Source organism: Propionimicrobium lymphophilum DSM 4903 (genome assembly GCF_000423485.1).
In the GTDB taxonomy this organism is placed as follows: domain Bacteria; phylum Actinomycetota; class Actinomycetes; order Propionibacteriales; family Propionibacteriaceae; genus Propionimicrobium; species Propionimicrobium lymphophilum.
On record NZ_AUIB01000006.1, the window covers coordinates 99,148 to 122,776 of the forward strand.

General features: G+C 58.4%; 24 protein-coding genes and 1 pseudogene. 17 read left to right on the top strand and 8 right to left on the bottom strand.

The genetic code is table 11. The features are described from left to right. Nucleotides 1–3 precede the first annotated feature (3 nt). From G556_RS0104560 to G556_RS0104575, 4 genes and pseudogenes are all read left to right on the top strand, one after another. A pseudogene (locus G556_RS0104560) lies at nucleotides 4–863 on the top strand (bifunctional methylenetetrahydrofolate dehydrogenase/methenyltetrahydrofolate cyclohydrolase). Then, complete coding sequence (locus G556_RS0104565) at nucleotides 860–1,183, top strand: DUF3017 domain-containing protein (protein WP_024110497.1); 324 nt, start codon at nucleotides 860–862, stop codon at nucleotides 1,181–1,183. The pseudogene G556_RS0104560 and the gene G556_RS0104565 overlap by 4 nt, the downstream one beginning before the upstream one ends. A gap of 57 nt (nucleotides 1,184–1,240) precedes the next feature. Continuing rightward, nucleotides 1,241–1,909 carry an AzlC family ABC transporter permease gene (locus G556_RS0104570; RefSeq protein WP_036915979.1) on the top strand — a complete coding sequence of 223 codons (669 nt, stop codon included), beginning with the start codon at nucleotides 1,241–1,243 and terminating at the stop codon, nucleotides 1,907–1,909. After that, on the top strand, nucleotides 1,906–2,235 hold the full coding sequence (locus tag G556_RS0104575) for a branched-chain amino acid transporter permease (protein WP_016455507.1): 330 nt from the start codon (nucleotides 1,906–1,908) through the stop codon (nucleotides 2,233–2,235). Before G556_RS0104570 ends, G556_RS0104575 begins: the two co-directional genes overlap by 4 nt. Here G556_RS0104575 and G556_RS0104580 read toward each other — a convergent pair. After that, nucleotides 2,232–3,656: an amino acid permease gene (locus G556_RS0104580; protein WP_233418189.1), complete on the bottom strand. Its 1,425-nt coding sequence runs from the start codon at nucleotides 3,654–3,656 to the stop codon at nucleotides 2,232–2,234. The genes G556_RS0104575 and G556_RS0104580 overlap by 4 nt on opposite strands. Nucleotides 3,657–3,922: 266 nt before the next feature. Here G556_RS0104580 and G556_RS10255 point away from each other — a divergent pair, with 266 nt between their 5' ends. Continuing rightward, the gene (locus G556_RS10255; protein ID WP_162139754.1) at nucleotides 3,923–4,318 is read left to right on the top strand and encodes a hypothetical protein; all 396 of its coding nucleotides are present in this window, start codon (nucleotides 3,923–3,925) and stop codon (nucleotides 4,316–4,318) included. A gap of 51 nt (nucleotides 4,319–4,369) precedes the next feature. Here the strand turns inward: G556_RS10255 and map are convergent, their stop codons facing one another. Continuing rightward, entirely contained in the window at nucleotides 4,370–5,290 is a 921-nt protein-coding gene (map, locus tag G556_RS0104590; protein WP_028821934.1) for a type I methionyl aminopeptidase, read from the bottom strand. 7 nt (nucleotides 5,291–5,297) lie between these two features. Further along, the gene (locus tag G556_RS0104595; protein WP_028821935.1) at nucleotides 5,298–6,143 is read right to left on the bottom strand and encodes a DUF2510 domain-containing protein; all 846 of its coding nucleotides are present in this window, start codon (nucleotides 6,141–6,143) and stop codon (nucleotides 5,298–5,300) included. A gap of 48 nt (nucleotides 6,144–6,191) precedes the next feature. Here G556_RS0104595 and G556_RS0104600 point away from each other — a divergent pair, with 48 nt between their 5' ends. Then, entirely contained in the window at nucleotides 6,192–7,526 is a 1,335-nt protein-coding gene (locus G556_RS0104600; protein ID WP_028821936.1) for a glutamine synthetase family protein, read from the top strand. Here the strand turns inward: G556_RS0104600 and G556_RS11695 are convergent. Beyond that, complete coding sequence (locus tag G556_RS11695; RefSeq protein ID WP_233418185.1) at nucleotides 7,523–8,260, bottom strand: sterol carrier family protein; 738 nt, start codon at nucleotides 8,258–8,260, stop codon at nucleotides 7,523–7,525. The two genes, G556_RS0104600 and G556_RS11695, sit on opposite strands and share 4 nt — an antisense overlap. Before the next feature lie 165 nt (nucleotides 8,261–8,425). On the opposite strand from G556_RS11695, the gene G556_RS0104610 reads away from it, so the two are divergent. Then, nucleotides 8,426–11,338 (top strand): bifunctional [glutamine synthetase] adenylyltransferase/[glutamine synthetase]-adenylyl-L-tyrosine phosphorylase, encoded by a 2,913-nt coding sequence (locus G556_RS0104610; RefSeq protein WP_028821938.1) that lies wholly within the window; start codon nucleotides 8,426–8,428, stop codon nucleotides 11,336–11,338. Next, nucleotides 11,335–12,075 (top strand): decaprenylphospho-beta-D-erythro-pentofuranosid-2-ulose 2-reductase, encoded by a 741-nt coding sequence (locus tag G556_RS0104615; RefSeq protein ID WP_028821939.1) that lies wholly within the window; start codon nucleotides 11,335–11,337, stop codon nucleotides 12,073–12,075. The genes G556_RS0104610 and G556_RS0104615 overlap by 4 nt, the downstream gene beginning before the upstream one ends. Nucleotides 12,076–12,162: 87 nt before the next feature. On the opposite strand, the gene glnA is transcribed toward G556_RS0104615, so the two are convergent. Both glnA and G556_RS0104625 read right to left on the bottom strand, forming a co-directional pair. Then, entirely contained in the window at nucleotides 12,163–13,584 is a 1,422-nt protein-coding gene (gene glnA, locus G556_RS0104620) for a type I glutamate--ammonia ligase (RefSeq protein ID WP_028821940.1), read from the bottom strand. 90 nt (nucleotides 13,585–13,674) lie between these two features. Further along, nucleotides 13,675–14,196, bottom strand: a complete 522-nt coding sequence (locus G556_RS0104625; RefSeq protein ID WP_028821941.1) for a GNAT family N-acetyltransferase — start codon at nucleotides 14,194–14,196, stop codon at nucleotides 13,675–13,677. A gap of 79 nt (nucleotides 14,197–14,275) precedes the next feature. Here G556_RS0104625 and G556_RS0104630 point away from each other — a divergent pair, with 79 nt between their 5' ends. The 3 genes from G556_RS0104630 (at nucleotide 14,276) to G556_RS10260 (ending at nucleotide 18,550) form a co-directional block, all read left to right on the top strand. Further along, on the top strand, nucleotides 14,276–15,955 hold the full coding sequence (locus tag G556_RS0104630; RefSeq protein WP_028821942.1) for a ribonuclease J: 1,680 nt from the start codon (nucleotides 14,276–14,278) through the stop codon (nucleotides 15,953–15,955). A gap of 100 nt (nucleotides 15,956–16,055) precedes the next feature. Further along, nucleotides 16,056–16,241, top strand: a complete 186-nt coding sequence (rpmB, locus tag G556_RS0104635) for a 50S ribosomal protein L28 (RefSeq protein WP_016455519.1) — start codon at nucleotides 16,056–16,058, stop codon at nucleotides 16,239–16,241. 95 nt (nucleotides 16,242–16,336) lie between these two features. Then, nucleotides 16,337–18,550 (top strand): ATP-dependent DNA helicase RecG, encoded by a 2,214-nt coding sequence (locus G556_RS10260; protein ID WP_233418186.1) that lies wholly within the window; start codon nucleotides 16,337–16,339, stop codon nucleotides 18,548–18,550. Between the two features lie 57 nt (nucleotides 18,551–18,607). Here G556_RS10260 and G556_RS0104645 read toward each other — a convergent pair whose 3' ends face one another. Further along, entirely contained in the window at nucleotides 18,608–19,027 is a 420-nt protein-coding gene (locus G556_RS0104645; protein WP_028821943.1) for a pyridoxamine 5'-phosphate oxidase family protein, read from the bottom strand. A 53-nt stretch (nucleotides 19,028–19,080) separates the two neighbouring features. Between G556_RS0104645 and rsmD the strand changes: the two genes are divergently transcribed. The 6 genes from rsmD to G556_RS0104675 all read left to right on the top strand — a co-directional run bounded on the left by rsmD (nucleotide 19,081) and on the right by G556_RS0104675 (nucleotide 22,752). After that, a complete protein-coding gene (rsmD, locus tag G556_RS0104650) occupies nucleotides 19,081–19,653 on the top strand; it encodes a 16S rRNA (guanine(966)-N(2))-methyltransferase RsmD (RefSeq protein ID WP_028821944.1) in 573 nt (190 codons plus the stop codon). A gap of 18 nt (nucleotides 19,654–19,671) precedes the next feature. Continuing rightward, nucleotides 19,672–20,142, top strand: a complete 471-nt coding sequence (coaD, locus tag G556_RS0104655) for a pantetheine-phosphate adenylyltransferase (protein WP_028821945.1) — start codon at nucleotides 19,672–19,674, stop codon at nucleotides 20,140–20,142. A gap of 51 nt (nucleotides 20,143–20,193) precedes the next feature. After that, nucleotides 20,194–20,697 carry a YbhB/YbcL family Raf kinase inhibitor-like protein gene (locus G556_RS0104660; protein ID WP_028821946.1) on the top strand — a complete coding sequence of 168 codons (504 nt, stop codon included), beginning with the start codon at nucleotides 20,194–20,196 and terminating at the stop codon, nucleotides 20,695–20,697. 184 nt (nucleotides 20,698–20,881) lie between these two features. Next, nucleotides 20,882–21,325, top strand: coding sequence for a 50S ribosomal protein L13 (gene rplM / locus G556_RS0104665; protein WP_016455527.1), 444 nt, complete (start codon nucleotides 20,882–20,884; stop codon nucleotides 21,323–21,325). A gap of 21 nt (nucleotides 21,326–21,346) precedes the next feature. After that, entirely contained in the window at nucleotides 21,347–21,877 is a 531-nt protein-coding gene (gene rpsI / locus G556_RS0104670; RefSeq protein ID WP_016455528.1) for a 30S ribosomal protein S9, read from the top strand. 146 nt (nucleotides 21,878–22,023) lie between these two features. Beyond that, complete coding sequence (locus tag G556_RS0104675) at nucleotides 22,024–22,752, top strand: CDP-alcohol phosphatidyltransferase family protein (RefSeq protein WP_028821947.1); 729 nt, start codon at nucleotides 22,024–22,026, stop codon at nucleotides 22,750–22,752. Here G556_RS0104675 and G556_RS11055 read toward each other — a convergent pair. Then, the gene (locus G556_RS11055; RefSeq protein WP_051176680.1) at nucleotides 22,733–23,614 is read right to left on the bottom strand and encodes a hypothetical protein; all 882 of its coding nucleotides are present in this window, start codon (nucleotides 23,612–23,614) and stop codon (nucleotides 22,733–22,735) included. The genes G556_RS0104675 and G556_RS11055 overlap by 20 nt on opposite strands. Between the last annotated feature and the right edge of the window lie 15 nt (nucleotides 23,615–23,629).

Below are 23,629 nucleotides of genomic sequence, written 5' to 3' on the forward strand. Positions count from 1 at the left end.
GAATTGAGTGCGAACAAGCTAGATGGCAAGGCGCTAGCCGCCGATATTAAGGTGGAGCTGTCCCAGCGGGTCGAAAAGCTCGCTGTCGCAGGGGCTCGTCCCGGCCTGGCAACAGTTCTCGTCGGCGACGATCCAGCCAGCCAGAGCTATGTTCGCATGAAGCACAGGGACTGCGAGCAGGTCGGCATCCGTTCCGTGCGGGTCGATCTGCCCGCAGACACCACCGCGAGTCAGCTCGAAGAAGCGATCGAGGGACTGAACGAAAATCCCGATGTCACCGGCTACATTGTTCAGCTGCCGCTGCCTAAAGGGCTGGATCAGAATCGCTTTTTGGGCCTGGTCGATCCGGCTAAAGACGTCGACGGTCTGCACCCGGTCAACCTCGGCAAACTTGTCCTAAACGAGCCAGCTCCGCTGCCATGTACTCCGCGCGGAATCGTGGAACTCCTGAGGCACAATCAGATTGTTCTCGACGGGGCAGAAGTTTGCATCGTCGGTAGAGGGATCACCGTAGGGCGTCCGTTGTCATTATTGCTGACCCGGCGCAGCGAAAACTGCACCGTTACCCAGTGCCACACCGGCACCAAGGAATTGGCGGCGCACACCCGTCAGGCGGATATCATCATCACTGCTGCAGGCAAGCCGGATACCGTCACGGCAGACATGATCAAACCCGGTGCGGTGCTGGTGGACGTAGGTGTTAGCCGAGTCGACGGGAAGATCCGCGGAGATCTCTCCGATGACGTTTGGGAGAAGGCATCTTGGGTTACGCCCAATCCGGGTGGAGTTGGCCCGATGACTAGGGCCATGCTGCTGCGCAACGTCGTCGACATCGCGCAAGGCTAGGAGCGGATCCTAGATGAACGACGAAATCGAGCAGATCGAAAAGATCGAGGCAAAGGGGCATCAGAAACAACCCGAATATCCGTCCTTCTGGGCCCTAGCCTTCATCATCGCGATCTTTTCCGTCGGCGTCGTTCTGGTCATTCTTAAGTACTGGCGCAAGGGGACCTTCATCATGGGATTCGCGCTTGTGTGTGCCAGTGCTTATCGCGCGGTGGCTGCACCCGAGAGGGCGGGGTTGCTAGTCGTGCGCGGTAAGCGTTTCGATGTTGCATTTTTGCTGCTTGGCGGGGCATCGCTAATGGCACTAGCGGTGTTGGTGGCTGGCATATACATTTGATCCCACTCGTTGGAAGCGTCCGAAGCTATGGCTAGGACGTATTTATGATTGTGCAGCATGGCGACTACTGATTTGCGGCTTGCCGTGCGAGAAACGTTGCCGATTGGCTTGGGCTACGTGCCCCTGGGAATAGCGTTCGGGTTATTCGCGGTCAGCCAAGGGTTTCCTTTGTGGTTGGCGACTATAACCGCAATGATCATCTATTCGGGTTCGATGGAGTTCATTGCTGTCGGGCTGATCACCGGCGGAGCATCTTTCTTTAATACCGCTTTGACAACTTTCTTCGTCAGTTTCCGGCACATTTTCTATGGCCTTTCCGTCCCGATTCGGCAGGTTAATCCTGCGGCTAGGCCATACGCTGTGCATGCGCTGACGGACGAGGCCTGGGCTTTACTTAGCCATCCAAGCGCGAAGGATTTCAGCGGCAAACGAATAATTCTTACTGAGCTTTTCTGCCACTTGTACTGGGTATTTGGAACGACTCTGGGCGCAGTCGTCGGCTCAAAGCTTCCCTGGGATCTTTCCTGGATGGGGTTTGCCCTGACCGCGCTATTCGTTGTGCTCTCGATCGAGGCCCTGGAAACTGCCCGGCAGCCTGCCTTATTGTTCTCGATCGCCCTGGTATGCGGGGTAGCCGCCCAACTCTTAATACCCGATTACATGATGGTAGGCGCGATGACGTCATATGCGGTCATCTCGGTGGTAGGCGGAAGGTGGCTGAAATGATTCCCGCACAACTCGAGATCAACGCGCATACCTGGATCCTCATCGCGATCATGTTTGCCGGCACTTTCGGACTGAGGCTGACCCCGTTCGTCGTGCGCGCGTGGCTCGCCGACAACGAGACATTAAACACACTGGGGCGGCTAATGCCGGTTGGCGTGATGGTGATTCTCGTCGTCTATTCGTTCTCTGGCATCGTCGACGACGGCTTGGTGCCGGCCGTAATCGGCATCGTCGTCACCGCAGCGCTGCACCTTTGGCGCCACCAGATGCTGATCTCTATCGTTGGTGGCGTTGGTGCGTACGGGCTCGCTTTGCTTCTGTTTTAGGCGTGCCTGGAAAGGTCTGCGTCTTGCGGGTGGACCTTCGGGGACCGCGTAACGATCTTGTGGCCGATCCAGATGCCAAGGAACAAGAAGAGTCCGAGGTAGATGCTGAAGAACTGCAGGAACGAGAAGTCGCTGCGGATGATGTCTAACGACTGACCAACGACCACCACCGCGCACATGCCCAGTGCGATCAGCGGGCCGGCCGGGTACCAGGGGGCCTTGAACGGCAGCTCGGAGAGGTCGTGGCCTTGCGCTCGGAATGCCCTGCGGAACTTGTAGTGCGACCAGGCGATGCCCATCCAGGTGATGAAGCCCGCCAGGCCAGAAGCGTTAACTAGCCAGACGTAGACTGTTCCGGACCCGATCCTCGACGTGGCGAAGCAAGCGGCACCAACCAAGCAAGTGGCGATCAGTGCGGCCAGCGGAACGCCGTGCTTGGTGACTTTCGCGAACAACTTCGGAGCTTTGCGCTCCTTAGCGAGGGCGTAGAGCATGCGCGTCGAAACGTACACGCCGGAGTTGCCAGCGGACAGGATGGAAGTGAGGATGATCGCGTTCATCACCGCGGAAGCTCCGGCGATACCGGCACGCTCGAATACCAGAGTGAACGGCGAGGTGGTGACCGCCTGCGTCAGGCCCTCGGCGGTTGAGGTGTCTGCGGTCGCTGACTGCAGCAGGGACGGCTCGGTGTAGGGCAGCAGGAAACCAATGACGGCGATGGCGCCGATGTAGAACAGCAGGATGCGGTAGAACACGGCTCTGGTTGCCCTCGGGACGTTCTTTTCCGGCTCGTCGGTTTCGCCCGCTGCGATGCCGATCATCTCGGTGCCCTGGAACGAGAAACCGGCGATCATGAAGACGCCCATGATGCCCCAGAAACCGTTGACGAACGGCGCCTCGCCGATCGCCCAGTTGCCGAAGCCAGGGGAGGGCCCGCCCAAAATTCCGAAGATCATAAGCACGCCCAGAATCAGGAATGTGATGACCGCGATCACTTTGATCGCGGCGAACCAGAACTCGGACTCGCCGAATCCTCGAACGGTAAACGCGTTGAGAATGAACAGGAACGCCAAGAATCCGGCCGACCAGATCCACGGCGGAACAACGTCTGCGGGCACCCAGTACTGCATGACGATCGCGGCCGCCACCAATTCCGCGGCGACGGTGATCGCCCAGTTGTACCAATAGTTCCAGCCCTGCGCGAAGCCGAAGGACTTGGAGACATAACGGCTGGCGTATACCTCGAAGGCTCCGGAAGCTGGGCAGTAAGTAGCCATCTCTCCCAGAGACTGCATCAGGAAGTAGACCATGACGCCGATTGCGCCATATGCCAGAAGCGCGCCGCCCGGGCCTGCCCCGGCGATGGTGCCACCGGATGCCAAGAACAGGCCGGTGCCGATTGCGCCGCCAATGGCAATCATGTTTAGGTGTCTGGCGTGAAGAGACTTCTTCAGCTTGCCGCCCGCCTTGGACTTGTCGGCACTTTTTGAAACGTGCAAGGCGTTATTCGTGTCGTCGAACGACGTGCTAGCTGCTTCGGCCATGATTAACTCCCTTTCGAGCCAGACTGTTTAGAAGCTTATTATGCGATGCTCGACTAGGAGAAATAACTTGCCTCATATCCACCTGCAAAGTTCAGATTTCGGCTGCTGATTAGGTATCTGTGGTGCGGGACGGTTGTTTCTAGTTGGCGCTTGTTAATATTCGTCCCATGCGGTCTCGTAAAGGTATTAGCTTCAGCAGCTTAATTAACCTGGTAGTTGCGGTGTGTTTAGTTGGTTCCCTCAGCGCCTGTTCTTCGGAATCGGAGTACAGCGATTTTAAGTCCAGACAAAATATTCCCTGGGATAGCTACAGCGTTACCGATGACCACACAATCACGTTTAAGGTGACCACTGGCGACGAACGTTGCTATTACGTGGCCACCGGCAGTGCGGAGAGTGAAGGCCTGCTGAAGGTGAAATTCGTGCAGGGAACGCGTAAAGACGCGCCTGACGAATGCACCGCGATTGGTGTCATTAAAGAAATTAAGATCCGCACTAAGCGTGTGGCCAGCACATTAAAAGTAGAGGAAATGAAGTAGTAGCTATTGAGTCGTTTTTGGTTCTTAGACGAGCCAAAAACGACTCAATAATTAAATCCCGATCGCGTCCTTTTCCTTCTGGGTGACGCGGCCGCCGGTGATTGGCTCACCCGTGCTCGGCAAGGTCAAGATCTCGACGCCATTTTCGCGGGCAACCATCGTCTGCTCGAACTGAGCGCAACGCGACTTGTCCTGGGTGACGACGGTCCAACCGTCATCCCACTGCTCGGTGCGTGCGCTGCCTAGGGTGAGCATCGGCTCAATGGTGAACGTCATGCCTGGCTTGATGATCGGCAGGGATGTCGGTTCATCGTAGTGCAGCACAATCAGGCCAGAGTGGAATGCGGTGTGCACACCGTGGCCGGTGTATTCGCGCACAGAGTCGTAGCCAAAGCGGTCAGCGTACGCCTGAATGACTTTGCCGATAACGTTGAAGCGCCTGCCCGGAGCGACCGCCTTGATGCCTCGGTTCATCGCGTTCTGGGTGCGCTCGGTCAGCAGGCGAGACCCCTCGTCGACGTCGCCACAGAAGAAGGTTGCGCAGTTGTCGCCGTGCACACCATGGATAAAGGCGGTGACGTCGAGCTTAACCAGGTCGCCGTCCTCGAGCGGGCGAGCATCGGGGATGCCGTGGCAGATCACTTCGTTAACCGACGAACAGATGCTCTTGGGGAAACCCTGATACTGCAGAGAAGACGGGTAGGCGCCGTTGTCGCACATGAACTCGTGGGCGACCTTATCAAGATGATCGGTGGTCACGCCGGGCTGGATTTCGGCTGCTGCAACCAAGATTGCGTCCGCAGCGATGCGGCCAGCAATCTTCATCTTCTCGATGGTTTCTTCATCCATCACGTCAGGGCCGTCGTAGGTTTCCCTGGCCATCACTCCGACATAGTCCGGCTTTTGCACCGAACCAGGAACGTGACGGAGCGGACTAACTGCATAAGGCTTTACTGGAGAACTCACAAGCACAAGACTACTAGCGATCCACTCGCAATGTGGTCAGCGCATCGGCCACCAGCTTCGCCCGGGGCCCGTCGCCGATGGTGATGCAGCTTATGAAGATGCCCATGCTCTCGGGATCGCCAGTGTCGATGACAATGACGGTGACCGTGTCACCGGGGATCCCAGGCAGCTCCCTGGGTTCGCTGATCCGAACGTTCATCTGGTAAATCCAGCCGTTGAAGGCACCTACGTTGTAGGCCTCGTCCTTAATGGTCTCGACCCCGGTGACGCCGTAATAGTAACCCGAGATGGACATGCATTCTGCAGACTGCCTAGCCGTGGTGGCCATATCCGTGAAACCGTCGACGGTGTTCACTGCGCCAACGGCCATGTTCGACATCCACCCGTTAGAAACCGCGTCGTATTGGCTTTGCAGGTCTGAAATCCAAGGCAAATGGAACATGTGGCTGTCCCAGCCGGGGATCTTTTCGATGCTCAGGTTTCCGCCGTGCAGCCTGGAATCGTTTGGGTAGTCGATGTCTCGAGAGACAGCCGTATAGGGGCAGGCGATCATGCTTTGGTCGGGCGAAGGAGATTCTTCGGTGGGAGGAGATTTTTCGTCCCAACCGGAGATAGTTGGCTTGGAGCTGTTCGTGTCTTCCACGACGGGGGAGGAGGGCTTGGACCTAGTTGGTCCGGAACCGATAAGCCAGATCACTAGTCCGATCGCGCAAAGCACAGCGATAAGGACGATCACCAAGTTCCAGTTCGGGCGGATTGAGTTGCGGGACATCGAAGTCCACGACGTTCCATCCCAATAACGCTCGCCACGCCCATCCGGGTCGGGGTACCAGCCTGCGGGAACCTGCTGATTTCGCATATTGCAATTCTATGGTCGATGCTCAGCGCGAATGGCAAACTAGAGATCATGGATCGTCAAACCGAATATGTGCTGCGCTCGGTCGCCGAGCACGATGTTCAATTCATCCGCCTGTGGTTCACGGACGTGCTCGGATTCTTGAAATCCGTGGCTATCTCGCCCGCAGAGTTGGAGAGCGCGCTCGCCGAAGGCATCGGTTTCGATGGTTCTGCGATCGAGGGCTTCGCCCGAATTTTCGAGGCGGACATGATCGCTCACCCAGATACAGCGAGCTTCCAGATACTGCCCTGGCGCAAGAACGCCCCGACGGCGAGAATGTTTTGCGACATTTTGATGCCGGACGGCTCGCCTGCGCTTTCCGACCCCCGAAACGTGCTCAAGCGGGCCATGAACCGGGCAGCGGACATGGGCTTTACCTTCTACCTGCACCCGGAGATCGAGTTCTTCCTTTTCCGCGAACCAGTCATCCCCGGCGAGGTGCCAACCCCGCTTGATGCAGGCGGCTACTTCGACCACACGATCATGGACGAGGGCACTGAATTCCGCAGCGTAGCCATCGAGATGCTTGAGCAGCTCGGCATCTCGGTGGAGTTCAGCCACCACGAGGGCGCGCCCGGCCAGCACGAGATCGACCTGCGCTACGCAGACGCCCTAACCATGAGCGACAACATCATGACGTTCCGCGTCGTGCTGAAGGAGGTTGCGGCCCAGCAGGGCATCCACGCGTCGTTCATGCCGAAGCCATTCACGGATCAGCCTGGCTCCGGAATGCACACCCACATGAGCCTCTTCGAGGGTGATACCAACGCCTTCTACGACGCGGCCGATGAGGTTCGCCTAAGCAAGATCGGCAAGCACTTCGTCGCCGGACTGCTGGCGCACGCTCGCGAGATCACCGCTGTTACCAACCAGTGGGTGAACTCGTACAAGCGGTTGAACTGGGGCGGGGAGGCGCCCAATTACGTCTCGTGGGGACGCAGCAACCGTTCCGCTTTGGTGCGCGTACCGCTGTTCAAGCCGCAGAAGGCTAGCTCGGCGCGAATCGAATATCGCTGCCTGGACTCAGCGACGAACCCGTATCTAGCGTTCGCCCTGTTGCTCAACGCTGGCCTCGACGGCATCGAGCGCGAGCTACCGCTGCCTGATGAATCTGAGGACGACGTCTGGTCGTTCAGCGAGCGCGAACGTCAGGCGATGGGCATCGAAAATCTGCCCCGCAGTTTGGGGTCGGCGATCGACCTGATGGAAAAGAGCGAACTGGTTGCAGACACCCTCGGCGAGCACGTCTTCGACTACTTCCTGCGAAACAAGAAGGCTGAGTTCGACGCCTATCGCTCGCAGGTTACCCGCCACGAGTTGGCCACGATGCTGGGCAGGGTCTAGGGGCGAACCTGGTAGATAGGCAGCATCCGTTCCGTCTCGTCGGCGTGCGCTCCGGAGACGGAAAGCCTGCCGGAAGAGAAGACACGGTCCCAATCGTCCAGCCCGGTGGCAAGCGCCAGGAAGGTTTTCGCGTCCGTCTCTACGACGTTGGGCGGTGTGCCGCGCCGGTGGGTTGGGCCGTCGCCAAACGCGCCGACCTGGACAGCCGAGTATGGCGGGACCCTAACCTCAATGGATTGTCCTGGGTAGCGCTCTGCAAGCACGGACAGTAGCGCCCGGATGGCCTCCCCAAGCAGCTGCCTGGTCGGGGTTTCGCCCGCGCCGTAAATGAGCACGCAAAGTTCGATGATGTTGGCGCGCAGATAGTCCATCAGCCTAGCGATGCCGTACTGAGTATTAACGGTGTTCGGCAGCGAACTATCGTTTACCGTAGAGAGTAGGTCGCCGCTCAGCGGGGCGAGCTGACGGAGTAATACCGGTGTGGTGGTTGCTGCCAATTCTTCGATGCTCTCCTGAGTGGCATCGGATTGCAGCTCCCTTTGGTAAAGGTGATCGCTAAGCGTTCCGGGATAGCCGGAGGTCGGATTGTTTAGCGACAACAGGCAGGTGTTTGCCATGTATAGGAGAGTGGCGGCTTCTTTGGCTTCGCAGCGGCCGCTATTGGCGACTTCTGCGAGTTGCAGGCAGAAGGTATCGGCAACCCGCTCCAAGGCTGCTTTTGCTCGCGTTGCCAATAATGCCACCCTCTAAAAATAAAAATGTAATGTCGCAGTTTCGTAACAATTCGGTTAACGTCTAGAGAATTATTTCAACTGCTTCGATTCGTTAATGCTATCTCGTCTGACTAGCCATTGCGCGCTAACTACAATTGAAAAACCAAGGCACTAAAGGGAAAGCTAATGGATCGGTTGAATACTGCCGCGGGCGAATTCGCCAGGCTCGGCTTCGTAAACGTGTCGGCTGCGATAAAACTTTTTTTCGACGAAGTCGTCGACGTGCTTCCGCAAGTTAGCTTCGACCCGGGCGAAATCGCGCTTGGCGCGGTGCCCGATTTGGCTCTGGCGGGTGTCGCGGCCCTTGCCCAAACTGCCCCAGAAAAGCTCCGTGAGGTCTGGCAGGACGATGGTGCACGATCCCGGCTGATCGCCGTGTTGGGCGGAAGTGAGGCGCTGAATCTTCATCTTCGCGCGCACCCCGACCAGCTAGACGCATTTTTCGTCGAACCGGTCAGGTCCAAAAAGATCGCCGAGAGACTCGCAAAAACTGTAGCCACCGACGATGGCAGTCACGCCCCAATCGACAGGCTGAGGCTGGCCAACAAGTGGGAGCTGCTACGCATCGCGGCGCGCGACCTCATCGAGAAGGAGCCCCTGGAGATCCTCGAGGACGTGGCAGCAGAGCTGGCAGATCTTGCCGACGCGGTCGTCGAGGGCGCCCTGGAGGTGGCGAAGGAATTTGTGCCCGACTGGGAGAAGGTCAGGCTGGGTGTCGTCGCCATGGGTAAGTGCGGCGGTCAGGAACTCAATTACCTTTCTGACGTAGACGTTATCTTCGTCGCTGAACCTGCCGGCGATGCCTCCGTGAGCGAGGCGATGCAGATCGCCAGCAAATGGGCGGGGGCGGCGTCGAGGGTCTGCTCTGAGTTCACTAGCACCGGATCGATCTGGCAGTTGGACGCTGCGCTTCGTCCCGAGGGCAAGTCGGGGCCGCTGGTTCGCACCCTGGAGTCGTGCCAGGCCTACTACGAAAAATGGGCGGAAAATTGGGAATTCCAGGCCATGCTGAAGGCTCGTCCCCAAGCCGGCGACATGGATCTGGCCCAGAAATTCTGCGACATCGTCTACGAAAAGGTTTGGCAGGCCGGCGGCCAAGAAAACTTCATTACCCAAATGCAGGCCATGCGCAAACGAGTGGTAGATAACATTCCCGAGCGCCATCGCTCGCGGGAAATTAAACTCGGTTCAGGTGGGCTGCGAGATGTCGAATTCACCGTCCAGCTTTTGCAGCTAGTCCACGGCCGGGCCGATGAAAGGCTTCGCCAGAGGGGCACGCTGCCTGCGTTAAGGGCGCTCGTCGAACACGGCTACATCGGCAGGGTTGACGGTGCCATGCTCGAGCGCGCCTACAAATTCGCCAGGGTTTTAGAGCATCGTGAGCAGCTATTCAGGCTTCGCAGAACTCACCTGATGCCCATCGACGAGGAATCGCTGGGGCGGTTGGCCAGGCAGGTGGGTTCTGAATCTGGCAAGGCGCTGTTCGAGGATTGGAAGTCTTCAACTAGGACCGTCCTTCGCCTGCAGCAGAGGGTTTTCTATTCGCCGCTTTTGGATGCGGTGAGCAAGCTCAGCACGGATTCTCTGCGGCTTTCGGCGAAGGCCGCGCAAGACAGGCTGTGGGCGCTCGGCTTCTCGGACGCCAAGGCTGCGCTCGGCCATATCGAAGCGCTGACGGAGGGCTTCACCAGGGCCGCAGAGATCCAGCGGCAGCTGCTGCCAGCCATGCTGCAGTGGTTCAGCGAGGGCCCGAACCCGGATCTTGGCATTTTGTCGTTCCGCAGACTGAGCGAGGACATGGGCAAGACGAGCTGGTATCTGCGAGCGCTGCGCGACGAAGGTTCCATGGCGGAACGACTCGCTAAGATTCTCTCGGCAAGCCGGTACGCCAGTGATTTGCTGCGCAGGGACGCCTCGATGGTTCAATTCTTGTCGGACGATTCTCTCTTGGTGCCGAGGGCGCGAGAGGATCTCGTCTCGTCGATGCTGATGGCGGCGAATCGGCATCGCAAGCCGGAGGATTCTGCCGCAGCCGTTCGTGCGCTGCGCAGGAGGGAGCTGTTCAGGCTTGCGGTCGGTGACGTCTTGGGCATTATCGACCTTGAGGCTCTCGGTCGCGGGTTGTCCGATCTCGCTGACGCCACGATCGAGGCCGCCCTTGACATTGCTAGGCGGGTCGAGGACGTCGACGTACCGATAGGCATTGTCGCCATGGGACGCTGGGGCGGTGGGGAGCTGAGCTACGCTTCAGACGTTGATGCCATGGTGGTGGTCGGCAACGATGCCGACAGCGAACAGATTTCTGCCGCCGGCAGGGTAATCGCGACCGCGCGCAAGATACTTAATGCGCCCGGCCCCGACCCGTCGCTGGAGATCGACCTTGGGCTTCGTCCCGAGGGTAGAAAAGGCGCGATGGTGCGCACTGTGGGCAGCTATCAGGCCTACTACGACAAGTGGAGCGACACTTGGGAGGCGCAGGCGTTGGTCCGGGCCAGATACGGCGCGGGCGACGAGGCCTTGGTCGACGAACTGCTGCAGTTCATCAACCCACTCAGGTGGCCGGAAGGTGGGCTGAGCGACAAGCAAGTGACGGCGATCCGCAAGCTGAAGGCAAGAATGGAGACCGAGCGTGCGGGTCGAAACGCCCAGCGAAACTTGAAGCTTGGGCCAGGTGGGTTGAGCGACGTCGAGTGGACGGTTCAACTCATCCAGATGCAAAAGGCCGCCGAGGTGGAAGAGCTCAGGGCGACGGGTACGCTGCCTGCGCTGCAAGCCGCGACAGACGCCGGACTGGTAGATCCTGATGATGCACACCATCTCGCCGAGGCCTGGACGTTGGCTTCCGAACTTCGAAATAGCGCGATGCTAGTACGGGGCAGGGCTTCGGATCTCCTTCCCGGCGACTACCGAGATATCGCAGCCATGGGCATGCTCCTGGGCTACGGGCGAGGCGAGTCGTCCACGCTCATCGGGAAGTGGGAACGCACGGCTAGGCTCGCAGATAAGGTCGTCGAGCGAGAGTTCTGGGGTAGAAAGTGAAGATTTTGGTGCTCGGCGGAGCAAGTCAGATCGGGGTCGCGATAGCTAAACGGGCGGCGAAGGGCTCGCCAAGCACGGCGATCTTGGCTGCGCGCCCAGGATCTAGCCACATCGAACAGGCGGTGGCGCAACTCAAGGCGAGCTCGATCGAAGTCGAGACGATCGATTTCGATGCCACCGATATTGCCTCGCACCCCAAGGTGATCTGGGAAGCTTTCAAGACTCGAGTCGATCTCGCCGTCGTCGCGTTCGGTGTGCTGGGCGACGAAGAAACCTGGCGAGACCACTCGGAGACGGTCCAACTCGCACAGGTGAATTTCACCGCGGCGCTGAGCGTTGGCGCGCTGCTCGCAGAGGCGATGAAGGCCCAAGAAAAAATTGCTGGTAGCAGGGGAAAGATCGTCGCGATCAGCTCGGTAGCAGGGGAGCGTGTTCGTCGTTCCAACTTCGTGTACGGCGCAACCAAGGCCGGCATGGACGCGTACTACCGAAAGCTCGGGGACGCACTTGGTGACGACATTCAGGTTCTAGTCGTGCGCCCTGGAGCCGTCTCGACCCGAATGGTCTCTGGGCGCAAGCAGGTGCCGCTCACCTCCTCGCCCGAGCACGTCGCAGATCGTGTCGTCGACGCGCTGAAAAAGAACAAGCGTATGATTCGAGTGCCAAGGATATTCGGCGCTGTGATGACAGTGTTCAAGCTGATTCCTGACGCGATCGCCCGCCGGTTCGGGTTGTAAACCGCTCGATTCACTCGTCAATTCGGACAATAAAAATTTATGCCCCCCGGCAGAGGGCCAGGAGGCATAAAAGCTGATCGAGATTATTTAGATCTGGTAGTACAGCTCGAACTCGTAGGGGTGCGGACGCTGCTGCATGTCAGAGATCTCCCTGCGCTTCATCTTGATCCAGATGTCGATGAGGTCTTCGGTGAAGACGTCACCGGCAAGCAGGAAATCGCGGTCCTTGTCGAGTGCGTCGAGCGCCTCGCCCAGCGACGCGGGAACCTGAGCGACCTGTTCGTGCTCCTCCGGAGGCAGCTCGTAGAGGTCTTTGTCGATCGGATCGTCAGGCTCGATGCGGTTCTGGATGCCGTCGATGCCGGCGAGCAAAATCGCTGCGAACGCCAAATACGGGTTCGCCGACGGGTCGGGGCAGCGGAACTCGACTCGTTTTGCCCTCGGGTCGGGGCCGGTCAGCGGGATGCGGATGCAGGCCGAACGGTTGGAGGCCGAGTAAACCAGGTTGACCGGTGCCTCGAAGCCCGGAACCAGGCGGCGATAACTGTTGATGCTCGGGTTGGTGAAGGCCAACAGCGCAGGGCCGTGTTTCAGCAGGCCGCCGATGTACCAGCGAGCAATGTCGGAAAGCTGACCGTAGCTGGTCTCGTCGAAGAACAGCGGCTTGCCGTCGGCCCACAGCGAGCTGTGCACGTGCATGCCGGAACCGTTGTCGCCGAAAACAGGCTTGGGCATGAAGGTTACGGTCTTGCCAAGTTCCTTGCCGGCGTTCTTGGAGAGATACTTGAAAAGCATCATGTTGTCCGCGCTCTTCAGCAGCTCGTCGAAGCGCCAGTTGATCTCGGCCTGGCCGGCGGCGCCAACCTCGTGGTGTGAACGCTCGATCTTCAGGCCCGCGGCCTGGCAGAGTTGAACCATGTAGTCGCGCAAGTCACCGTAGTGGTCGGCGGGTGCAACGGGGAAGTAGCCGCCCTTCTGGCGAACCTTGTAACCCAGGTTGCCGCGCTCCTCGACGCGTGCCGAGTTCCAGCCTGCGGACTCGGAATCGACCGAGTAGAAGGAGGTGTGCCCGTTGTTTTCGTAGCGCACGTCGTCGAAAACGTAGAACTCGGCTTCAGGGGCAAGGTACGCGGTGTCTGCGATGCCGGTGGTCTTCAGGTAGTTCTGGGCCTTGCGGGCAACGTTTCGTGGGTCGCGGCTGAACGGTTCGGCGGTCAGCGGATCCTGCACGAAGAAGTTCATGACCAGCGTCTTAACCTTGCGGAACGGATCGATGTAGGCGGAATCCGTGTCGGGCAGCAGGGTCATGTCGGACTTGTCGATGGTCGCGAAGCCCTCCACCGACGAACCGTCGAAGGCTAATCCCTGCTCGAAAACTTTCTGGTCGATCTCGCTGGCGGGCACCGTGAAGTGCTGCATTACTCCGGGTAGATCACAGAAACGGACATCGACGTTTTCGATGTTCTCTTCCTTCAGATATGCCTGTAGTTCGTCGGCATTTTTGAACATAAACCCTCCATTGCTGGTTGCTAGGGGTAACGATAGTCGCCTAATACCGGCTAACGCCACATGAATGTTGCAGTTTTGGTTGCGACCTGGCTAGTCGAGAGCGGTGTGCATCCTGATCAGACGCAGGTGGTTGCCTTTTTGATCTCCAACCTCTTCGTGTGCGCCATCGGGTGCCCAGCCGGTTTCCGTCAGCCAGGTGCGCAACTCGTCGTCTGTGCTCGGAATCCACCAGGTTGCACGTTCGAAGCCGTCAATTCGTAGGGTGTCGACGACGGCGTGCAGCAGCCGGTCTGCGTGGCCGTCTTCCTCGATGACTCGAAATTCTGTGACAACAGCGTCGGAGTCCTCGGAATCAGGATCGTCGGCGGGGCCGATGGCCGCGAAACCTGCTACGACTTCGCCTGCGAGAGCCACCAGCACCCTGTAGGTGGCAAGCGGGGGAGTGGAGATCGCCTTTCGCCAGGCCTCCTGCATCTCTTCTAGGTTCAAATTTGCAGATGCCGCAGCTAGCCGGGAATCGGAGCGCATTTGCGCGAGTTGGAGATCGGCGATCGCCGCGGCCTCTGAGGGCAGCGCGAGACGGACGCGGAAAGCTGATTCATTGTCTCTCACCCCGCCAGTCTAGGTGGGCTAGCTAGCTAAGTGTCGATTTAAGATGCGTCTTTTCTGAATGTTCGTAGAATGAGTGTTGATGAATGCTCTAAAACTTCCTCCCAAGCTTGAAGATAATCAACTTCGGATTATTCCGTTGGGCGGCCTCGGTGATGTCGGTCGCAACTGCACTTGTTTCGAAATCAACGGCAAAATTTTGATCGTCGATTGTGGTGTCCTCTTCCCCGAAGATCGGCAGCCAGGCGTTGATTTGATCTTGCCGGGAATCGACTATCTGAATGAACGCATGGAGGACATCGTTGCGATCGTCCTCACTCACGGCCACGAGGATCACATCGGTGGCGTGCCGTACTTGCTGCGCAGGCGTCCTGACATCCCCCTTTATGGCTCCAAGCTGACGCTGGCTCTGGTCGATTCCAAACTGCGTGAACACCGGATCAAAGGGGCCCGCCCGCACACCATCCGTGAGGGCGACACCGTGCATGTCGACGGTTACGACCTGGAATTTTTGGCCGTCAACCACTCGATTCCGGACGCGCTCGCGGTGCATATCTCCACTGCCGCAGGCACGGTTCTTGTGACCGGCGACTTCAAGATGGATCAGCTCCCGCTCGACGGGCGCATCACGGACCTTCGCGGCTTTGGCCGACTAGGCTCAAACGGCGTCGACGTGTTCATGGCCGACTCGACCAACGCAGAGGTGCCCGGCTTCACCCGCAGCGAGCGCGACCTGATGCCGGCGCTGGAGAAGGTCTTCGCCGAAAGCCGTCAAAAGCTGATCGTTGCCTGTTTCGCCTCGCACGTTCACCGCGTCCAGCAGGTGATGGATTTGGCCGTTGAGCACGGTCGCAAGGTTGCTTACGTTGGCCGTTCGATGGTCAAGAACATGGGCATCGCGGCCGAGCTCGGCTATCTGAAGGTGCCGGGCGGGACGCTGATCGAGCTAAAAGACATCGATAAATATCGCGACGAAGAAGTAGTCGTTATCTGCACCGGTTCGCAGGGCGAGCCGTTGTCCGCGCTGAGCCGAATTGCTAACCGCGAGCACCCGGTTCTGGAGGTCGGTCCAGGCGATACTGTGCTGCTGGCCAGCTCGCTGATTCCTGGCAACGAGAACGCCGTGTCGAGAGTTATCAATGGGCTCACCAAGCTTGGCGCGAACGTCGTGCACAAGGGCAACGCGTTCGTGCACGTTTCTGGACACGCCTGCGCTGGCGAGCTGCTTTACGCCTACAACATGGTGCAGCCGAAGAACGCCATCCCGATTCACGGTGAGCCGCGCCACCTGCACGCTAACGCTCAGCTCGCCATCGCCACCGGCGTGCCGGAGGACAACGTGATTGTTGCCGCCGACGGTGACGTCGTAGATCTGATCGACGGGAAGATCGTTTCCAGGGGAGAGATCGACGCGTCCTATATCTTCGTGGATGGCTCCACGGTGGGCGACATCAGCGAGTCGAGCCTCACAGATCGTCTGATCCTGGGCGAGGAGGGCTTCATCTCGGTGGTGGCTGCCGTCGATTTGCGCACGAGTTCGATAGTCGCGGGGCCAGACGTCTCGGCTCGAGGCTTCATCGAGGACTCGCACGTCTTCGACGAGGTCACCGAGCAGATTCGTGAAGGCATCCAGGACGCCCTCGACAAGGGCCAAGACGACACGTTCCGACTGCAGCAGATCGCCAGGAGAATCATTGGCAAGTGGGTTTCGCGTACTTACAGGCGTCGCCCTATGATTGTGCCGGTGGTTATCGCAATTTAGTGTTGCGCGAGTTTTGCGTGAGCGCGCGATGCTGGATATGCTAGCCAGGTTGCGTCTTTAGGGGCGCCTCTAACTATCAATCGCTGCAAGGAGTGTTCCCATGGCTGCCAGGTGTGAAATCTGCGGTAAGGGCCCGAGCTTTGGCCACAATGTGCCTTGGTCGAAGAAGAAGACGCCGCGGCGCTGGAACCCGAACATCCAGCGTGTACGTGCGGTTGTCAACGGCACCCACAAGCGTCTGAACGCCTGCACTGGCTGCATCAAGGCCGGTCGCGTCACGCGCTAATTTTAAGCATTTGAAGGCCCATCCCTTTTGGGGTGGGCCTTTTGCTGTGCAGGAGACGTTAAAAATTGTCGGTGGGGCTGGCTAAAGTTTAAGACGTGCAATCAGATTATCGACTGTCGACGTTTAGGCGCTTCGCGGAGCCGCTTAGCGAGGTGCTAGGCGGCAAGACTGCCAAGCCGTTGGCTAGCCTGGGGCTGGAGACGGTCGGTGATTTGCTGCGCCATTTTCCTAGGCGCTATTTATCGGGCACGCAGGTTACCGATCTTTCGAAGGTGATTCCAGGTGAAGAGGTTGCGTTGGTGGCCAGGGCCTCGAATATGCAGAAGTATGTCGACGGTCAGCGTTCGTATTTCCAGGACGAGATTGCTTCCCAAACCGGCACGAGGGCAAGGTCCTCCGCTAGAAAGGGGCGCATGAGTGGCACACTGCTGGGCGGTTCCGGCGAAATGTCTGTGACGTTTTTCGGTCGCGAATACATGCTGGACTATTGGCATAAAGAACTGGTCGGTGGAAAGACGGGGATTTTCGTCGGCAAAGTCGGCATCTGGCAGAACCGTCCGCAGATGACCAACCCGCAGTTCATCATGCTGGATTCGGCGGGTAAGCCGATTGGCAAGGGCAAACAAGACAAAATTCGGTTGGTTAATAGGGTCCAGCGTTCCAGCTTTGTCGGCATCTACCCGGCCACCAAATCGGCCAGCACTTGGCTGATCGCGGACGCTGTCGAGGCTTTGCTCGAACTTCTTGTGGATTTGGAGGATCCGCTGCCGGCCGGGCTCAGAAAAGAGCTCGGGTTGATGGAAATTAACGAGGCAATCAATCAGATCCATCGTCCGGAGAATCTGGACGAAAACGACGACGCAAGGTATCGGCTGAAGTTCGACGAGGCCCTCGCGCTGCAGGTCGCCATGGCGGATAGACGTGCCGCCACTCGCGCCAACGAGGCTGCGCCAATTCAGTTGAAAGACGACGGGTTACTGGCCAAGTTCGATTCTCAATTGCCCTTTGAGCTGACCGGGGGGCAGCAGAAGGTTGGTGAAGAGATATTCGTGGACATGGCCAAGCCAGCTCCCATGCAGCGGCTGCTGCAAGGCGAGGTGGGTTCGGGCAAGACGGTCGTTGCGCTGCGTGCCATGCTCGCCGCGCTTGACGCTGGCAAACAGGCCGTTCTGATGGCCCCAACGGAGGTGCTCGCCACCCAACATGCGGAGTCGATGTCGAAGCTTTTAGGCTCGCTCGGCCTTGATGTGGAGTTACTTACCGGTTCGATGGCAGGTTCGCAGGCGAAGACCGTGAGGTCGCGCATTGCGTCCGGACAGGCCCGGATAGTCGTCGGCACCCATGCGCTGATTTCCGCAGCAACCGAATTCCAAGACCTCGGCCTGGTGGTCATCGATGAGCAACATCGCTTCGGGGTTGCTCAGCGTGAAGCCCTGCAGCGCAAGGTGGGTCTTTGGCCGCACACGTTGGTGCTAACTGCAACCCCAATTCCGAGGTCTATCGCCATGACGATCTTCGGCGATCTGGAGGTCTCGACTCTTCGGCAGTTGCCTGCTGGACGTCAAGAAATTCAGACAACCGTTGTGAACAGGGCGCAGAATCCGGGATGGGTGCCGAGGGTTTGGCAGCGGGTGCGCGAGGAAATCGAGAAGGGCCGTCAGGCATTCGTCGTCTGCCCGAGAATCTCCTCGACTGATGACGAATTGCCAACCGATTCCGAGGCTTCGCTCAGCGCGGCCGTCGAAGACGTCTTCGACGAATTATCCGCCGGCCCGCTTGCCGGTTTGCGGTTGGCCAAACTGCACGGGCGAATGCCTGCGGAGAAGAAGGCCACGGTGATGGCCGATTTCGCTGCCGGGAACCTGGATGTGTTGATTTCAACCACGGTCATCGAGGTCGGCGTCGACGTGCCTAATGCCTCCGCGATGATCATCATCGATGCGGACAGGTTCGGCGTCGCCCAGCTTCATCAGCTTCGTGGTCGCATCGGGCGTGGCGGTTACGCGGGGCTTTGCCTGCTGTTGACGAATTCGGCTCCGGACAGCCCATCCTTGGAGAGACTCAACTGGGTTAGTGCCACCAGGGACGGCTTCCAGCTAGCCGAATACGATCTTGAGGTTCGTCGTGAGGGCAACATCATGGGGCCGGAACAATCCGGCGGCAGATCCGCGCTGCGGCTTCTTCGTGTCGTGACTGATTCCGATCTGATCGAGCGCAGCCGCGAGGTAGCCGAAAAGATTGAGGAGCTGGAAGATTTCGCTGATCTGCGTCACGATATGGCGCTTTCGATCGAAAGCCAGGACGCCTGATTTTGGGCTCAAAAAAATTGCCGGTTGGCGCCGTTGCCAACCGGCAATTGATGGTTTTTATTCGGCGGGTTCTTCGCCGAATGTGAAGGTGCGTCCGGAGATCTCTTTGGCAGGGGTGACTCGAACGTAGTTCGGCTTAACCGTCGGAACCCAAGGCAGCAGAGGCAGCTTGTCGAGCAGCTTCAACTCGACCTCATCGGTCACGACCTCGCCGCGGCCGTCAACAATGACACTCCAACCGGTCTCCTCCGTCCAGCCGTCGGCCTCGAAGCAGACGTGGCTGTTAGTGGCCAGCGCGTCGAGCTTGCTGCCCGCAGCGCTGCGGAAAACGATTGATTCGCCGTCGACGGCGTAGTTGATCGGGAAAATCTCGGGCGTGCCGTCCTGATCGATGACGGCGAGACGACCCAGAGACTGGGATGCAAGGTAACCCCAGCAGGATGCTTCGGGGATTATCGATACGGGAGATTCAGTCATGGTTTAATCATCTCTCATTTTTGCCTGGTTTGTTAGCCAGATAGCCTACTTATGTGAGCAGAATTATTGCCGGTGCTGCGAAGGGTGTCAGACTCAAGGCTCCCGCCGGGGCTAATACCCGTCCGACCACCGATATAACTCGCGAGGCATTTTTTAACTCGTTGGCCACCTGGTTCGACTGTGCGGGCGTCGAAACTTCTCAGCAGATGGCAGGCGTGGCCATGCTCGACCTGTATGCGGGCAGCGGGGCCATCGGTCTGGAGGCGGTCAGCAGGGGAGCGGACGCGACTCTCGTAGAGAAAGCCAGGCCGGCATCGGCCGTCATCGCGGAGAACATGCGCTTGGCCCGTCTAAAAGCTGCCCTCGTCACCTGCTCCGTCGAGTCTTATCTGGCCGGTCAACCGAAATCCTTCGACCTGGTCTGGCTGGATCCGCCCTATGATGTCACCACGGCACGAATCAACGAGTTGGTGGCTAAACTGACTAGAGGCTGGTTGACGCAAGACGCGCTGGTGGTCATTGAAAGGTCCGTTCGCGACGAGCCCCCCACCTGGCCTAGTGAATACGACGAGGTGTGGGATAAGCGCTACGGCGAAACTGCGCTGTACTACGCCAGGTTTAGTTAGGAAGCTATGGAAAAGTCAGTGATTGCTGTGGTTCCGGGGTCTTTCGACCCGATCACGCTAGGCCACCTGGACATCATTAATCGTGCCGCTGACGTGTTTAACGAGGTCATCGTCGCGGTCGGGCGCAACACCACTAAGAACTACATGTTTGAGCCGAACAAGCGTTTTGAATTGGTTTGCGACGCTGTCAGCGGAATCAAGAATGTTCGCGCAGCGAGCATCGGGGGTTTGTTGATCGATTTTTGCCGCGAAAATGGGGCCTCCGTCATCGTCAAGGGTGTGCGCTTTGGCTCGGATTTCGACTACGAACTTCAGATGGCGCAGATGAACCGCGCGCTGGGTGGGATCGAAACGGTGCTGCTGCCGGCAGGACGCGAATTCGGCACGGTCTCCAGCTCAATCCTGCGCGAGGTCGCTCACAATGGGGGAGATATCAGCCAGTTCGTGACGCCAGCAGTGAACCAGGCGGTTCTTGAGCGCCTTTCTTAAAGTTTTAGCGCTTGTCTGAATATTTTGTTCCGATGTGCTTGGCTAGCTGACATGAGAGATCCATATGAAGGTATTCCCGCACCAGCGAAGCTGAACGTCACAAGCAAGGACTTCGAGGACGGTGCGCCGTTACCCGTAGATACCACCGCCAGCGAGGGCGGCAAGAACATCTCTCCGCAGCTTTCCTGGAGCGACGTGCCTAAGGGCACGAAGGTTTTCTACGTCCACTGCTACGACCCCGACGCGCCAACTCCGTCCGGTTACTGGCACTGGTCGCTGGTCAACATTCCTGCATATGTGAACAGCTTAGACCGGGACGCGGCGAAGAACCCGCCGGCAGGCGCCATCACGCTGAGGAACGACAACGGGCAGCGGGAGTACATGGGCGCAGCCCCGCCAGCCGGCCACGGCCCGCACCGCTACTTTTTCACGGTCTATGCCCTCGACGCTCCGCTAGATATCAACGAGAGCACCACCGCCACTACCGCATCTTTCATGGCGAGGATGCACACGTTGGCTCGCGGCAGCGTTGTTGGCACATTTGAAAACAAGTAATTTAACAAGGCTTCGTAGCGGCTGATATAGTCGCTCGACGCATTAGTTTTAGCTACACGCCACCAGTTGCGGTTAATAATTTTGACCCAAAATGGTTGTCGCGTTATGCTAGAGCGCTGTTGCACGCTAGCCGCGTGCCGATGTGAAATTGAACTTATTATCTAGTGGAAGAGGGCTCGCGACCGTGCCTACATACAGCCCAAAGCCTGGTGACTTGACCAGGAACTGGCTCGTCATTGACGCTGAGGACGTTGTCCTCGGCCGGTTGGCGACCACTGTTGCCAATTTGCTCCGCGGCAAGCACAAGCCGACTTTTGCGCCGCACATGGACGGCGGCGACTTTGTCGTCGTTATCAACGCTGGCAAGGTGTCGCTTTCTGGCAAGAAAGCTGAAGAAGATTTGCGTTACTCAGTTACCGGTGCTCCTGGTGGCATGAAGGTTGCTACCGCTGGCGAATTGCGTGCCAAGGACCCGCGCAAACTGGTTGAGCGCGCTGTTTGGGGCATGATGCCGAAGAACAAGCTGAGCCGTCGCCAGATGGGCAAGCTGAAGGTTTACGCAGGCGCGGAGCACCCGCACGCCGCACAGAAGCCTCAGCCGTACGAGATTAAGCAGGTCGCGCAGTAGGCGCGAAGGTAAGGACGTACTGTGACCGAAACGCAGACTGAAGACCTCTCAGTAGAGGCCACCGGAACCGAAGGTTTCGTTGACGAAAATGACCGTAACATTGCTTACCGCTCGGATTCGGCCCCGCAGACAGCTGTCGCTGGCGCCGACCGTTCCGCTGTGATCGCTCCAGGTCACGGCACCGGCAGGCGCAAGCAGGCTGTTGCTCGCGTTCGCCTGATCCCCGGCACCGGTAACTTCACCATTAACGGGCGTACCCTCGAGGACGTTTTCCCCGACAAGCTGCACCAGCAGACCGTCAAGGAGCCGCTGGTTGCTCTCGGTGTCGAGGACGCATACGACGTCGTCGTTCGCATTAACGGTGGCGGCATCACCGGTCAGGCTGGCGCACTCCGCCTGGGCATCGCCCGTGCGCTGAACCAGATCGACCGCGACGCCAACCGTCCGGCCCTGAAGAAGGCCGGTCTGCTGACCCGCGACGCACGTAAGAAGGAGCGCAAGAAGGCTGGTCTGAAGAAGGCCCGTAAGGCTCCGCAATACTCGAAGCGTTAAGACTTCAAAAATATGCCGTCGTCCCTTCCGGGCGGCGGCATTTTTTTTGGGACCTTTGGCAATAATCGTTGTTATTTGGCGCTCGTTACGAGATTTAGCATGGGTCTTGTTGTACATTTTTCTTTGCGAAATTGAGAGGACGCGATATGCAAACAGAGATTCAACAGCCCGCCTGGTCGCTGAGCAGAAGGCTCGGTGCGTGGGGAGTGCATTTCTTCACCATGAGCGGCCTAATCTGGGCTGTCCTTGCCATCGGCGCGTTAAATGCTGGCCATCTGAAGCTGATGTGGCTCTGGTTGGGCATCTCTCTGGTCGTCGACTCGATTGACGGCCCGATGTCTCGAAAGATCCGGGTCACCGAGGTCTATCCCTGGTTTTCCGGTGCGATGGTGGACAACATCGTAGACTACATGACTTGGACCCTCATTCCCGCGCTTTTCATCGCTGCCCAGGTGCCGCTCGGCACTAAGCCCCTGGTCTATGTCGCCCTTGCGATGATCCTGATGTCCTCGATGTTCTGCTACGCAAACACAAAGATGAAATCGAGCGACTGGTATTTCGTCGGTTTCCCGGCGGCCTGGAACGTGATCGCCGTCGTCATGTGGATTTTCCAGACGCAGGTCGCCCTCAACTGGGTCGTGATTGTGGTCTTTAGCGTGCTGGCGGTCATTCCTTGGCAGTGGGTGCACCCGTTTAGGGTTCGCAAGTTGCGGTCGGTCACGGCCACATGCGCGTGCATTTGGGTCGCGGCTACGGCCTTTATGGTGGCTCTTCAGCCTGTTCACCCCTGGTGGCTCGTCGCTATCTGGTTGGTTGCCGGTCTTTGGATCATCCTCGTCGGCGCGTTGAAGAGCTTCACATCGTTTCTGGACTGACCCGACGAAGGTTGTTGGAGACCCGCTTGTCCATCCAGGCCTTCGTTCCCTCGAGCAGGATGGTGCTTGCGATGAGCAACGCGATGACGACGATGACGATCGGCGGATAATGCTTTCCGTTCAACGCGAAGTAGACGTATGGCGCGGTGAAGGTGACGACAGTCGTCACCATCCCTGCAAGACGCATCAGGAATTTTTTCGCGGTGAACATCGTTAAGATGCCCCAGGTGTAGGGGATTGCCGTGCCCAGATCGATGGCCCACAGCGCCCATAGGGAGCCCTCGAATTGTTCGACGAAGGAAACCGGTAGCACCCTGAGGGCTGAATAAACCAGCACCACCACGTAGGCCCAGAACTTAAAGTTTGTCGCTATCCGTACTAATGTCGAGCGTCGGATAAGCCGGATTCCTTGGTTAGTTAGCTCTCTTTCGTGCCTTGCCGAGACTAACAACCCGTCCTGCCCGTCGAGCACTCGATGCAGCAGGTCAAGATCATCCGTGCCTGCTTGTTTGAGCAGGTGATCGAGGAAAATTCTGGGGGCGATTCCCACTGGGGTTACTAGTCGGCCATTGACTTGCTGCTTTGGGCCGAGCTCACTAAGCGGCCATTTCTTTCGCCATTGTTCGATTTGGGCGTCGTTCATAGGCGCCAGCCAAAGCCGTTCCCTTTTCCTGAAGGAATCTCTCATCAGCGCGCAAAAATCTGCGTATTCGCCTTCCGTTTCCGGCACCCTCATTTTGGGCAACTCCCGGATGTGCCAATCGCGAAGGTCGCCCAGTCGGTCGATTCCGGCAGCGTTTTTTACCGCTTCTGGCCACAGCTCGAATGAGGTGCCCGCTGAGGGACTTAGCGAAAGTTTCACCCGATTAACCTACCT

What these genes read in the sequence shown, in the direction of transcription:
- G556_RS0104565 (WP_024110497.1), top strand. Translation starts at nt 860, where the DNA reads ATGAACGACGAAATCGAGCAGATCGAAAAGATCGAGGCAAAGGGGCAT.
- G556_RS0104570 (WP_036915979.1), top strand. Translation starts at nt 1,241, where the DNA reads ATGGCGACTACTGATTTGCGGCTTGCCGTGCGAGAAACGTTGCCGATT.
- G556_RS0104575 (WP_016455507.1), top strand. Translation starts at nt 1,906, where the DNA reads ATGATTCCCGCACAACTCGAGATCAACGCGCATACCTGGATCCTCATC.
- G556_RS0104580 (WP_233418189.1), bottom strand. Translation starts at nt 3,656, where the DNA reads ATGATTGCCATTGGCGGCGCAATCGGCACCGGCCTGTTCTTGGCATCC.
- G556_RS0104595 (WP_028821935.1), bottom strand. Translation starts at nt 6,143, where the DNA reads ATGCGAAATCAGCAGGTTCCCGCAGGCTGGTACCCCGACCCGGATGGG.
- G556_RS0104600 (WP_028821936.1), top strand. Translation starts at nt 6,192, where the DNA reads ATGGATCGTCAAACCGAATATGTGCTGCGCTCGGTCGCCGAGCACGAT.
- G556_RS0104610 (WP_028821938.1), top strand. Translation starts at nt 8,426, where the DNA reads ATGGATCGGTTGAATACTGCCGCGGGCGAATTCGCCAGGCTCGGCTTC.
- glnA (WP_028821940.1), bottom strand. Translation starts at nt 13,584, where the DNA reads ATGTTCAAAAATGCCGACGAACTACAGGCATATCTGAAGGAAGAGAAC.
- G556_RS0104630 (WP_028821942.1), top strand. Translation starts at nt 14,276, where the DNA reads ATGAATGCTCTAAAACTTCCTCCCAAGCTTGAAGATAATCAACTTCGG.
- rpmB (WP_016455519.1), top strand. Translation starts at nt 16,056, where the DNA reads ATGGCTGCCAGGTGTGAAATCTGCGGTAAGGGCCCGAGCTTTGGCCAC.
- G556_RS0104645 (WP_028821943.1), bottom strand. Translation starts at nt 19,027, where the DNA reads ATGACTGAATCTCCCGTATCGATAATCCCCGAAGCATCCTGCTGGGGT.
- G556_RS0104660 (WP_028821946.1), top strand. Translation starts at nt 20,194, where the DNA reads ATGAGAGATCCATATGAAGGTATTCCCGCACCAGCGAAGCTGAACGTC.
- G556_RS0104675 (WP_028821947.1), top strand. Translation starts at nt 22,024, where the DNA reads ATGCAAACAGAGATTCAACAGCCCGCCTGGTCGCTGAGCAGAAGGCTC.